The sequence below is a fragment of the Pseudomonas sp. GW823-FHT06E10 genome, from assembly GCF_058794995.1.
In genome coordinates this window covers 55844-69361 of the sequence record NZ_JBXAHJ010000018.1, presented here as the reverse complement: position 1 = coordinate 69361, position 13518 = coordinate 55844, and the positions used below count along the sequence as shown (strand labels likewise).

The window sequence follows — 13518 nt, the reverse complement described above, 5'->3', positions numbered from 1 at the left end:
TCTGTCCGGTGCAGCACTCATCGCGCGTGTTCCTCATCCACTTCGTCGAACAACGCTTCAAGGGCGTCTACATCGTTTTCTTTATGTTCACTGTGCTGACGGAACTGCTCGATCTGCGCCGCCAGGCGTTCCAGGGTGTCACCGTCGAAAAACAGCTTGAGCGGGATCGCCAGGTTCAGTTCTTCCTGAATCCGCGCACGAATGCGCGTGGCCAGCAGCGAGTGCCCGCCGAGTTCGAAAAAGTTGTCATGCACGCCGACGCGTTCGACGTGCAGCGCTTCGGCCCAGATCGTCGCCAGGGTTTTTTCCAGGTCGTTGCGTGGCGCGACGAAAACGCTGCGGCGCACATCGAGATCGAGCAAGGCCTGGCGATTGAGTTTGCCGTTGGGCATCAACGGGAAGCGCTCCAGCACCTGCAAGCGCGCCGGTTGCATGTGCTCGGGCAACGCCTCGGCCAGGTGGCTGCGCAATTCGTTGAGGCGGATGTCGGCGGTGTCGGCCGGGGACACCACGAAGCCCAGCAGTTGCGGGCCGGTCGGGGTTTCCCGGGCAATCACGGCGGCGTCCTCGATGCCCGGCGCGTTGCGCATGGCCGACTCGATTTCGCCCAGCTCAATGCGGAAGCCACGGATTTTCACCTGGTGATCGACCCGGCCCAGATACTCCAGCACGCCATCGGCGCGATAGCGCGCCAGGTCGCCGGTGCGGTACAGGCGCTGGCCCGCCGCCTTTGCGAACAGGTCGGGGACAAAACGCTCGGCCGTCAGCGCGGCCCGTTGCAGATAACCTCGGGCAATGCCGGCCCCGCCGACATACAACTCGCCTTCGACGCCCACGGCCACCGGTTGCAGGTCCGGGCCGAGCACATGGATGCGCATGCCGGCAATCGGCTGGCCGATGGGGATGCTGTCGTCATCATCGCTGAGGGGCAACTCCCAGGCCGAACACCACACGGTGCCCTCGGTCGGGCCGTATTCGTTGACCAGCGCCACCCCCGGCAATGCCTCGCGATGTCGCTGTACCAGTGCGTTGCTGCAGGCTTCGCCAGCGACGATCACACAGGCCAGCGCCTGGCGGTCGAGGTGTTCGAGAATCTGTGCGTGGTACGACGGCAAGGTCAGGTAGTGGGAAATCTCTTCGCGCTGGATCAGCGCCGCCAGTTGCGCCGGATCCTTGTAGCTGTCTTCGTCCGGCAGGCACAGGGTCGCACCCTGCCCCAACGCCCAGAAAACCCCGGCCACCGAGCTGTCGAAGGAGAACGACGAGAGCATCAGGAACCCGCGCAGCGGCTGGCGATAAAAGGCATTGCGCGCCAGGGTCGAGGCCACGGCGTTGGCATGGCTGATCATCACGCCCTTGGGTTTTCCGGTGGAACCGGAGGTGTAGATGACGTAGGCCAGATTGGCGCTGTCGCCTTGTGGCTCAGGCCGGGTTTGCGCGGCGGACCAGACTTCGGCCCCCGGCATCAGGGAAATTGTCCGCTCACCAGGTAATGCATCCGGCAGCGTTTGGCAGGCCAGCACATGGCGCGCGCCGGTATCGGCGAGCATGAACGCCAGACGCTCGATCGGGTAGTTCGGGTCCAGCGGCAAGTACGCAGCGCCAGCCTTGAGCGTGCCCAACAGGGCGATGACCATTTCCAGGGAGCGCCGGCCGTAGACCGCAACAATTTCATCCGGTGTCACGCCTCGGCCGCGCAAGGCATTGGCCACCTGATTGGAGCGCGCATCCAGTTCGGCATAGCTCAGGCGCTGACCGTTGACGCTCAGGGCGATGCGTTGCGGATGCAGGTGCGCCTGTTCGCTGAACAGTTCTTGCAGGAAGCGGAACGGCAATGCCTGCTCGGTGGCGTTCGGGTTGAAGCCTTCGACCAATCGGGTCAGTTGTGCGTCATTGACCAGAGTCGCCTGAGCCAGGGTCATTTCGGACGAACTCAGCAATTGGTGACTGAACTCGACAAACTGCTCCAGCCATTCAACCAGCATCGGTTCGGGCAGCGCACCGTCAAGACACGACAACTGCAACTGATCGCCCTGCACACGCAGGCGAAGGACTTCGGGGTTGCCGTCGTCCACCTCGATAGCGCTTTCAATGGTGGCCTGATAGACGAAGCCGTAACGCAGCGGCGCGGTACCTTCGGCGCTCAGTTCGAATTCATTGAGGCAATCGAGCCACGACAGCGACTGTTCGACGCTGGCGGCAAACGCCACCAACGCTTGTGCCAGTGTCTGCTGGCTGCGGTGATCGAAGGCCACCGGCAAACGCCGGGCGAAACGTCCGAGGGTGGCGATGGTTTGCTCGTTGCGCCCCTCCACCTGCCAGCCCATCAGCAGCTTTTCCTGGTGGCCGATGTGTGCAACGAATGCAGTCCACAGCAAAAGCGCCAATTGCTCTGCCTCAACGCCCGTTTCGGCAGCGACCCGTTGCACGCCAGCAAGCCATGGGGCGTCAATCAATGTTGCCTGACGACGAACCAGAGTGACTTCGACGGCTTTTTCGAACGGCACGCGATGAGCCACGACGAACTGCGATTGCAGGTTGCGCCAGAACGCCGCGCCCTGGTGGCCGATGTCCTCTTCGCGCAGTTCTTCCTGCCATGCGCTGTAGTCCAGGTATTGCAGCGCGTCCTCGTCGTCGACCAGGGTTTCACCACGCAACAGGCTGCCAAGTTCACTCGCCAGCACCCGCAGCGATGCCTCGTCGATGCTGCATGCCGGGGCCAGCAGGGTGATGAAAGGCTGCCCTGCCTCGTCTTCAACCTGCGCCACCACCAGCGTCTGATTCGAATCTTCAACCATGACTTCACGGCTGCGGCTCAAGGCACCGGCCACTGAAGGCTGGTTACCCGGAAGGGTGAGCGGCAACCCATCGCACAGGCTCTGCACCGGCCACTTCATGCCCGACAGACGACGGTACAGCGTGCGCAGGATTTCATGGCGCTGACTGAGTGTTTCCAGTGCCCTGCGCAACGCCCGGGCGTCCACTGGCCGGGCGACCGGCAACGTCAGCGTGGCGAACAGCGGTCGTGCGCCCAGCTCCTGGGCACGCAAATAAAAGGCCTGCTGGGCCGAAGTCTGGAATACGTCTACCGTAGGTTCGAGGGCGGTGGTGTTCATGTCGGGTGTCCTTATTCCTGTTCCAGGTCGGCGCTTTTCTGCGCGATGGCCATGGCCGTGAGGATTTTTCTGTAGCCGGTGAATTCGTTGCGCGCATGCACGCTGAGGATGTTGTCGAGCAGGACCACGTCGCCCTTCTCCCAGGCGAACTCGACCATCACCTCGCGGTAGATGCCTTGCAGGTGACGAATCACGTCCTCGGGAATCGGCGAGCCGTCGCCGAAGAAGGTGTTTTGCGGCAAATCTTGCGGGCCGAACTCACGCAGCAGGTTGTCGCGGATGCTGTCCGGCAGGGTCAGTGCGTTGAAGAAGGTGCCGTGGTTGAACCAGATGCGCTCGCCGGTCAGTGGATGGCGCACGATGGCCGGGCCGTTCTGCCGGGTGCGCAGGCGGTTGCCCGGCTTCCATTCGGCCTGGATGCCGATTTTGGCGCAGTAGGCTTCAACCTCGGCGCGATCCTCGCTCTGGAACACGGTCTGCCATGGCAGGCCCATGCCGTCGCCGTAGTTGCGCACGTACATGATGCATTTACGGGCAAACTCTTCGCGCACCGCCGGGTCGATCCGCGCGAGGATCCGGCGGGTATCGCCGAACGGCGTTTCGCCGCCGGTGGCCGACGGCGTGTCGCAGTAGAAATACAGGTGACGCGGGAATACCGGTGAATACGAGTGTTCGTTGTGCGGGAAGATTTTCTCCGGCGCCGGGTAATCGGTGGAGCTGTAGATCTTGAACTGGCCGCTGATCTGGGTCCGTGGCGAGGCGCGGAACAGGTACTCCAGGGCACCGCCGGAAATCCCGTCGACGCAGCGGTTGAACTCGCCGATATCAGCCACCTGGAAGCCACGGAACAGAATCACCGCGTGTTCCAGCAGCTTGCTTTCGATCAGCGCGCGATTCTGGGTCGCCCATTCCACCAGGCTCACGCCGGACACGGCCGGACGGCACACCAGCGGCATGCTGAGGCCTTCGAACATCGGCGCAAAACTCACCAGCCGCGTCGGATCGGTGGACAGGCTCTTGCGGGCACCACGACCCATCTTGGGAATGGACTTGGTCGTTGAAACGGTCATAAACCCCTCCAGAAAATGTTGACGGCGGCGCTCAAAGGCGCCGCCGACTGAATCAGTCCGCCGCGGATTGCGTTGCCGGTGCGCCACGGTTCGCCGAGCGGCGCTTGATCGCCATGGCGCCGCCGAGCAACGCCTTGCGTTGTTCGCTCAAGCGCGCATCGGCACGGCGTTGCACATCGGCGGCCAGGTCCAGCAACTCACCGACCTGCACTCCGTCAGCGCGTATCAGCGCCTGGAGTACTGCCCGGATCTGTTCGAACAAACACTCCAGCGTGCTCGACAGGTACTGGCCCACCGGCGTTTCGAAACTCAGGTGAATGTGCTCGGCATCGTTGTAGAACGCGGCGACCATGCCGATCTCGGCGGCCTGGCGCCCGGACGGGAAGTCCTCGACCTCCAGGCCCTCCATCGACGGCAAGCGACCGACGCCTTCCTGGTAGATCAGCTTGATGTCGAACAGCGGCGAACGGCCGGCCCGGCGCGGCAAGCGCAGGGCTTCCACCAGACGCTCGAACGGCAGGTCCTGATGGTCCGAAGCCTCCAGCACCGCCCGGCGACAGGCCTCCAGCAACTGCGCCGCCGACTGCTCGGCATCGACCTCCACTTGCAGCACTAATTGGTTAACGAAGAAGCCGACCATTTCTTCAAGCTCGGCTTGATTTCGGTTGGCGATATCAGTGCCGATACGCACCCGACTGACCTCGGTACGCTGGCGCAGGACGAGGGTGAAACCGGCCAGCAGCAGCATGAACAGCGACAGATCGCGCTGTTGGGCAAAGTCGCGCAACTGCTGGCTGAGTTCGGCGCTGAAGGTGAAATGAGCACTGGCACCCTCTTGCGCCGTGCGCCGGTCGCCATCGGCGGGCAACTCGAGCACCGCTTGTGACTCGGCAAGGCGCTGCTGCCAGTAGTCGAGTTGGCGCTGCAACTCGCCGCCCTGCTCCAGCCACTGGCGCTGCCATTTGGCGAAGTCGGCGTACTGCACGCTGTGCGCCGGCAGTTGCGGGGTCTGGCCACGGTTGAGGGTTGGATAGAGCGTGACGAATTCATTGATCAGGACGCGGAACGACCAGTCATCGGCGACGATGTGGTGCACCGTCAGCAACAGCACATGTTCGTCATCCGCGACCCGCAGCACCCGCACCCGCAGCAACGGACCGTGGCGCAGGTCGAATGGCCGGGCGACCTCCTCGCGGGCCAGTTGCTGCGCTTCGACGTCCGGCGCCGGTCGATGCCGCAGGTCGCTGGCCTCGAAGCTCAACGGCAATTGCCTGTGCACCCGCTGCCAGGCCTGGCCGTCTTGTTCGTAAAAGGTGGTGCGCAACACGGCATGACGCTGCACCAGGGTTTCGAAGGTTCGGCGCAGGGCGTCGAGGTTCAGTTCGCCGCGCAGGCGCAAGGCACCCGGCATGTTGTACATCGAACTGTCCGGTTCGAGGTTCCACAGGAACCACAAGCGCTGCTGGGCAAAGGACAACGGCTGGCGTTCGCCGGAGGTATCCGCCACCAGCGCCGGGCGCTCACAGCTGTGTTGCAGCGCCTGCACCTGAGCGGCGAAATCCTCGAGGCGCGGGTGTTCGAACAGGCTGCGCAAACTCACCGAAAGGCCCAGGCGCTGGCGGATCTGCGAGATGATTTGCGTCGCCAGCAACGAGTGCCCGCCCAATTCGAAGAAGCTGTTTTCCCGATCGACGCGATTGACCTGCAACACCTGCCGCCAGATCTGCGCCAGTTCGATTTCCAGTGCGCCTTGCGGGGCGCTGCCAACGTCGGCCTCCCAGACCTGCGGGGCCGGCAACGCGGCGCGGTCGAGTTTGCCGTTGCGGTTGAGCGGCAACGCGGCCAGCAACACCAGTTGCGCCGGCAGCATGTAGTCCGGCAGGCGCTCGCCCAGGGCGCGGCGCACGGTGTCGGTGAGTTGACGGGGATCCGAGTTCAGCCATTCATCACTGGCCAGCACTACGTAGCCGATCAATTGCTTGCCACCAACGCCTTCATGCACCAGCACTGCGGCTTCGCTGATCATCGGCAAGCCTTGCAGATGCGCTTCCAGCTCACCCAACTCAACCCGGAAACCACGGATTTTCACTTGATGATCGATGCGTCCCAGGTACTCCAGCGCACCGTCCTCGCGATAGCGCGCCAGGTCGCCGCTGCGGTACAGCCGCGCGCCCTGCGTGCTGGAAAACGGATCGGCGATGAAGCGTTCGGCGCTCAAGCCCGGTCGCTGGTGATAACACTGGGCAAGGCCGGCGTCGCCGCCGATGCACAATTCGCCGACGCAACCGGTCGGCAGCAGGTGGCCTTCGCTGTCCAGCACATACAGCGCACGCCCCGGCAGGGCTTTGCCGATGGGCACGCCAATGTGATTGCGGGTATCGGCCAGTGTGCATTCGTGAGTACTGGACACCACCGTGGCTTCGGTTGGCCCGTAGGTGTTGAGCAGGCGCACATCGCCCAGGCCGGCGGCGTGCCACAGCTTCAAACCTTCCAGCGACATGGCTTCGCCGCCGACGTGGACCTGACGCAAACGCCCCTTGTCCCGCTGCGGGTGCGCGGACCACTCCTGAGACAGCAGGAACCAGTACGCCGCCGGCAAATCCGCCAGGGTCACGCCATGCTCGATGATCTGGCGATAGAGGGTGTCGGTGTCCCACAGTTCATCGCCGCGCATCACCAGCGCCGCGCCCACGCACAATGGCGGGTAGCACTGCTCGACAAAGCCGTCGAAGCTGAACGTTGCGAATTGCAGCACGCGGTCTTGCGGGGTGAGTTGTGAATAGTGCGCCGCGATCACGCAAAACTCGCGCAGTGCGGCATGGGCCAGGCACACACCTTTCGGGCGTCCGGTGGAGCCGGAGGTGTAGATCAGATAGGCCAGGTCTTCGGCGCTGGCGAGGTTGATCAGGTTGTCGGTGGAATACCCGGTGTCTGCGCCCGGCTCCAGCGCCAGGCGCGGCAAACCTTGCGGCAGCGCTACATCGGCCAGCAGGCCCGGTTGCGCCAGCAGCAGGTCCATGCCGCTGTCTTCGATCATGTAGGCCAGGCGCTCGGCCGGGTAATCCGGGTCCAGCGGCACATAACCGGCGCCGGACTTGAGGATCGCCATCAGGCTGACGATCATCTGCGCATTGCGTCGCACCGCCAGGCCCACCCGCTGCCCCGGCGCCACGCCCTGGGCACGCAGGCGATGGGCGAGCTGGTTGGCTTGCGCATTGAGCTGGGCGTAGGTCAGGCGCTCGTCACCGACCATCACCGCCAGCGCATCGGGGGTGCGTGCCGCTTGTTGCTCAAACCGCTGATGAGCCAACAACGGGCTATCGATTGGCGGCGCCGGCGGACGGGAACACGCCAGCACCATTGCTTGCGCCTGTGCATCCAGCAAGCTGACCGCGCCCAATGCCTGTTGTGGCTGTGCGACGAACTGCTCCAGCACCTGCAACAGGCTGGCGCCCAACTGGCTGATCTGCGCGGCACTGAACCGGGTTCGGTCGAAACTGAAATCCAGGCGCAGGCTGGCGCCGACTTCGATGCCCAGGGTCAGCGGGTAACTGGTGATTTCGTGATTGTGCAGCGCACCGAAGGTCAGGCCCGCCGGCGCCCCTTGCTTGAGGGCTTCGGCCACCGGGAAGTTCTCGAACACCAGCAGGCTGTCGAACAGCGCCCCCTGTTGCCCGGCCCAGCCCTGAATGTCGTACAGCGGCACGTGTTCGAACTCGCGCAGGCTCAGGTTCTGGGCTTGCAGGTCGTTGAGCCACTGGGCCACCGACTGCCCCGCTTGCGGAGCGGCGATGATCGGCAAGGTGTTGATGAACAGCCCCAACTGCTGCTCTATGCCCGGCAGCGGCGCGGAGCGCCCGGCAATCGTTGCGCCAAACGCCACACAGGACTGGCCCGTGTAGCGTTGCAACAGCAGGCCCCAAGCGCCTTGCAGCAAGGTGTTGAGGGTGATTTTCTGCTGGCGGGCAAAATCGCTCAGGCGCTGTAGCGCGGCGCTTTCAAGGGTCAATTGATGTTCACCCATGCCGTACCCATTGGCAGGCGTCGGCAAGGCTTGCGCCAGCAGCGTCGGCGTTTCCAGCGGCGCCAGCGCCTGTCTCCAGAACTGTTCGGCGGCCAGCAGCGGCTGCTGTTGAATCCAGCCCAGATAGTCGCGGTATTGCCCCAACGGCCTGGCCAACGTCTGGCCGGCATAGTGCTGGATCACTTCGCCGAGCAACTGGGCGTTGCTCCAGCCGTCCATGAGGATGTGATGGCTGGTATGGATCAGGTGCCAGCCTTCACTGCCCCGACGCACCAGCAGCAGGCGGAACAATGGCGCGGTGCCGAGTTCGAAGCCACGGCTGCGCTCCTCGGCGGCCAGTGCATCGAGGTCGATGTCGGCTGCTTCGATCACTTGCAGTTGCAGGTCGATCTGGCGATGAATCACCTGATGCGCGCACTCAAGCCCCAGCCAGTGAAAGCTGCTGCGCAGGATGTCGTGTCGGTTGATCGCGGCCTGCCAGGCCCGGCCGAATGCCGCCAACTCCAGCCCCTGGATGTCCAGGCGCAATTGATTGATGTAGGCCTCGGCCTGGGGTTCGTACAGGGTGTGGAACAGCATGCCCTGTTGCATCGGCGTCAGCGGGTAAACGTCCTCGATGGCCGGCGCCGCAACAGGCAAGGCATCGAGTTGTGCCTGGGTGATGCGCGCCAGTGGGAAGTCCGACGGCGTAACCTGGCCTGGCGCTGTCGCGCAGCAATGCTCGATGAGTGCCTTGAGTTCTTCGGTGTAGGCATCGGCCAGTCGCTGCACCGTGGACTCGGCAAACATGTCACGGCTGAAGCCCCATTGCAGCGAGAGCTGCCCGCCATAGACCTGGCCCTCCACGGTCAGCCAGTTGGCCAGTGGCGCATCATCGCCCTGGGCCTGCCCGCCGCTTTCCGGGGCCGGGACGAACAGCGCGGCGTCGTCGAACTGACGGTCGAACTGCCCCAGGTAGTTGAAGGTGATCCGTGGCGCCGGCAAGTCTTGCAGGGCCTGGCGCTGCGCCGGTTCGCCCAGGTAGCGCAGCAGTCCATAGCCCAGGCCTTTGCCGGGAATGGCGCGCAGTTGCTCCTTGATCGACTTGATCGAATTTACCACCCCGGCCTCGGGTTGCAGGCGGACCGGAAACAGGCTGGTGAACCAGCCGACGGTGCGGCTCAGGTCGAGGTCGTCGGACAGGTCTTCGCGGCCGTGGCCTTCCAGCTGGATCAGCGTCGAGCCCTGCCCGCTCCAGCGGCAGATGACCCGCGCCAACGCCGTGAGCAACAGATCATTGACTTGGGTGCGATAGGCCGCCGGGGCCTGTTGCAGCAACTGGCGGGTCAGTTCCTCATCCAGTTTCGATTCGATCTTGTGCCCGTGGCGCTGCTGCAAGCTGCCCTTGGGGTTGTCGCACGGCAGGTCCCGGGCGTCCGCCAGTTGCGCCTGCCAGTACGGCATTTGCCCAGGCAAGGTGCCGGCATGCTGTTGCAGATGTGCGGCCCAGGCTTGATAGGCGCTGGTTTTCTCGGGCAGCGCCACTTGCCGGTAAGCCTGTTGCAAATCTTCGAGCAACACCCGCCATGACACCCCGTCCACGGCCAAATGATGAACCACCAGCAACAGGCGCTGACTGCCATCGTCGAGGCTGACCAGCAAGGCGCGCAGCAGCGGCCCGCTTGCCAGATCGAGGCTGCGTTGGGCTTCATCGCACAGGGCGGTCAAGGCTTCGGTCGAAGACGCCCGACGTTGCCACAATCCAGCTGACTCGACTGGCGCCGCGTGGCGCTGCTGCCAGCCTTCGGCACCGTCGATGAAGCGCAGGCGCAAGGCGTCGTGGTGGTTGATGACGGTAACCAAGGCCTGCTCCAACACCTCAGGATTCAACGCGTCCCGGGGCGTCAACAGCAGCGACTGGTTCCAGTGCTGACGCTGGGCGATGGCCTGTTCGAAGAAGTAATGCTGTGCCGGGGTCAGGATCACCTCGCCACTGACCGGGCCTTGATCGACAGCGCTGCGGCTGTCGAACGCCGCGACCAATGCCAGGCTGCGCACGGTCTGGTACTGGAACAGATCCCGCGGGCTGAGGCGAATGCCCGCCTGGCGGGCACGGCTGACCACCTGGATGGAAATGATCGAGTCGCCGCCGAGCTCGAAGAAATTGTCTTCGAGGCCCACGGGTTCCGCGCCCAATACGTCCTGCCAGATCTGCGCCAGCGCGATCTGCATCGGAACTTGTGGCGCAACGAATGCCTGTTGCGGCGTGGCATCGGGCGGCGGCAAAGCCTTGCGGTCGAGCTTGCCGTTGGCGGTCACCGGCAAGGCGTCCAGCGGCATCAGGTAGGTGGGCACCATGTATTCCGGCAGGCTGTCGAGCAGCCAGGCCTTGAGGGTTTGCGGCCACTGCGCATCGGTGTCGGCGTTTTCCAGCACCAGATACGCCACCAGATGCTTGCCGCCCTGCACCAGCACCACGGCCTCACGCACCAACGCATGCTGCATCAGCCGGGTTTCGATTTCCCCCAGTTCGATGCGCAGGCCACGCAATTTGACTTGATGGTCGAGGCGCCCGAGGTATTCGATCACCCCATCGGCGCGCTGCCGCACGCGGTCGCCGGTGCGGTACAAGCGCGCACTGTCATGGAAGGGGCACGGCACAAAACGCTCGGCGCTGAGCGCCGGACGGCGGTGATAACTGCGCGCCAGCCCGGCGCCACCGAGGTACAACTCCCCCGCCACGCCGGCCGGAACCGGCAGTAATTGTGCATCCAGCACATGGGTGCGCAGGTTGGCGATGGGCCGGCCGATGGGCACGCTGTCGGCGCCTTCGTCGATGCAGGTCCAATGGGTGACGTCGATGGCCGCCTCGGTCGGGCCGTAAAGGTTGTACAACCCGGCGCCCGGCAGCTTTTTGAACACCTGCAATTGGGCATCCAGCGGCAAGGCTTCACCGCTGCAGACGATGCGCTTGAGGCCGGCGCACGCCTCGACACCCGGTTCGTGGATGAACGCCTGGAGCATCGACGGCACAAAGTGCAGCGTACTGATGCCGTACTCACCGATCAGGCGGATCAACCGCGCCGGTTCACGATGCGCACCCGGCGGCGCCACCACCAGGCGCGCGCCGGTCATCAGCGGCCAGAAGAATTCCCACACCGATACGTCGAAACTGAACGGGGTCTTCTGCAACACCGAGTCGCCGCCATCCAGCCCGTAAGCCTGCTGCATCCAGCACAAGCGGTTGACCAGCGCCGCGTGACTGTTGCCGGCGCCTTTGGGCTTGCCGGTGGAACCGGAGGTGTAGATCACATAGGCCAGGTTCAGTGGATGCACTTCAACTGGCGGGCAGGACTCGCTGTAGCCGTCGAGCCAGTCTTGCTCCTGATCCAGGGCGATGACCTTGACGCCTTCGGTGGGCAGTGTGCCGAGCAAAGTGCTTTGGGTGAGCAGCAGGCCAATCGCACTGTCTTCGATCATGTAGGCCAGGCGCTCAGCCGGGTATTCCGGGTCCAGCGGTACGTAGGCACCACCGGCCTTGTGAATCGCCAGCAGGCCGATGACCATTTCCAGTGAACGCTCGACACAGATCCCCACCAGCACATCCGGGCCGACACCCTGCTCGCGCAAGCAGTGCGCCAGTTGATTGCTGCGGGCGTCGAGTTGCACGTAGCTGAGCTGACGATCGCCAAACACCAGTGCCGGCGCGCCGGGGGTGCGTCGGGCCTGGGCCTGAATCAACTGATGCATGCACTGCTCGACCGGATAGATCTCGGCGGTGCGGTTCCAGTCCTGCACCAGCACTTGCTGCTCATCCGCCGTCAGCATCGGCAACTCACCGATTTTTTGTGTCGAGTCGTCGACTATCGCCTGCAACAGGCGCGTCCAGTGCCGGGCCATGCGCGCGATGGTATCGGCCTCGAACAGGTCGCTGGCGTAGGTCAGCGCGGCGTGCAGCTTGCCGCCCTTCTCCCAGGTGTCGAGGGTCAGGTCGAACTGGGTGGTGCGGCTTTGCCAGTCGATGCTGCCCAGCTCCAGGCCGGACGCAGTGCTGACCGAGGCCATGTCGGCCACATGCGGCTGGTGGTTGTACATCACCTGGAACAGCGGCGTGTGGCTGAGGCTGCGCTCCAGTTTCAGCGCTTCGACCAAGCGCTCGAACGGCAGGTCCTGATGGGCCTGGGCGCCAAGGGCGGTTTCCTTGATGGCGCGCAGCAGGTCGTCGACCCGGGTCTGGCCGTCCAGTTGGGTGCGCAGCACCTGGGTGTTGACGAAGAAGCCGATCAGGCCTTCGATTTCCGCGCGGTTGCGGTTGGCGATGGGCACGCCGACGCGGATGTCGGTTTGCCCGGTGTAGCGATGCAGTAAAGTGTTGAAAGCGCCGAGCAACAGCATGAACAGGGTGATGTTGTGCTTCTGTGCGGTGCTGCGCAGTTGCTCGGCCAGTTGCGCCTGGACCGCGAATTCGTAGCGGGTACCGCGATAGCTCGGCATCGCCGGGCGCGAATGATCCAGCGGCAGTTCCAGCACAGGATGTTCATCGCCCAATTGCGCCTGCCAGTACGCCAGTTGCCGCGCCTGCTCACCCGCCTCCAGCCAGCGGCGCTGCCACAGGGCGTAGTCGCTGTACTGGATAGGCAGCGGCGTCAGCTGCGGTTGTGTGCCGGCATCGAAGGCGTCGTAGCAGCGGATGAATTCGTCGATCAGCACGTTCATCGACCAGCCGTCGGAGACGATGTGGTGCAGGGTCAGCAACAGCACGTGCTCAAGCCCTGCGAGCTTGAGCAAGGTGACCCGCAGCAGCGGACCGGTCGACAGATCGAACGGCAGCACCGATTGCTGCTCGGCGGAACGGGCCACCGCCTGTTCGCGCTCAGTGGCGGGCAATGCACTGAAATCCACCTGCTCGATGACCAGCGGCGCCGTAGCAGGGACTTGCAACAGGCTGTCATCGGCTTGACGAGCGAACACCGTGCGCAGGGTTTCATGCCGCGCCACCAGGCTGGCGAACGCCTGCTCCAGCGCCGACAGGTTCAGGCACCCGGTCAGCCGCACCGCGCCCGGCAGATTGTAGGCACCGCTGCGGGGATCCAGTTGCCAGAGGAACCACATGCGTTGCTGGGCGTACGACAGCGCCTGGCGATCCTCAGCCTCGATGCTGGCCGGAATCGGAAAACGGGCGAAATCCACGCCCTCCTTGTGCAAGGCCGCAAGGAACATTTGACGCTTTTCCAGGGGCAACCCGATAAACCGGCGAGCGAGTTTCAAGGAGTCTTCAGCATTCATCTATCGGCATCCGCATCAGTAGGCAGCAGGCGCAAGGGCGCGT

Annotated in this window: 3 protein-coding genes; all 3 read right to left on the bottom strand. The window is 64.1% G+C overall.

The annotated features are described in order from the left end of the window. Positions 1-17: 17 nt before the first annotated feature. Genes AC1Q6Y_RS24475 through AC1Q6Y_RS24465 form a run of 3 tightly spaced genes read right to left on the bottom strand, consistent with a single transcriptional unit; the run spans position 18 to position 13475 of the window. Positions 18-3116, bottom strand: a complete 3099-nt coding sequence (locus AC1Q6Y_RS24475) for a non-ribosomal peptide synthetase (protein ID WP_492625337.1) — start codon at positions 3114-3116, stop codon at positions 18-20. 11 nt (positions 3117-3127) lie between these two features. Then, entirely contained in the window at positions 3128-4186 is a 1059-nt protein-coding gene (locus AC1Q6Y_RS24470) for a TauD/TfdA family dioxygenase (protein ID WP_492625336.1), read from the bottom strand. A 52-nt stretch (positions 4187-4238) separates the two neighbouring features. After that, complete coding sequence (locus AC1Q6Y_RS24465; RefSeq protein ID WP_492625335.1) at positions 4239-13475, bottom strand: amino acid adenylation domain-containing protein; 9237 nt, start codon at positions 13473-13475, stop codon at positions 4239-4241. Between the last annotated feature and the right edge of the window lie 43 nt (positions 13476-13518).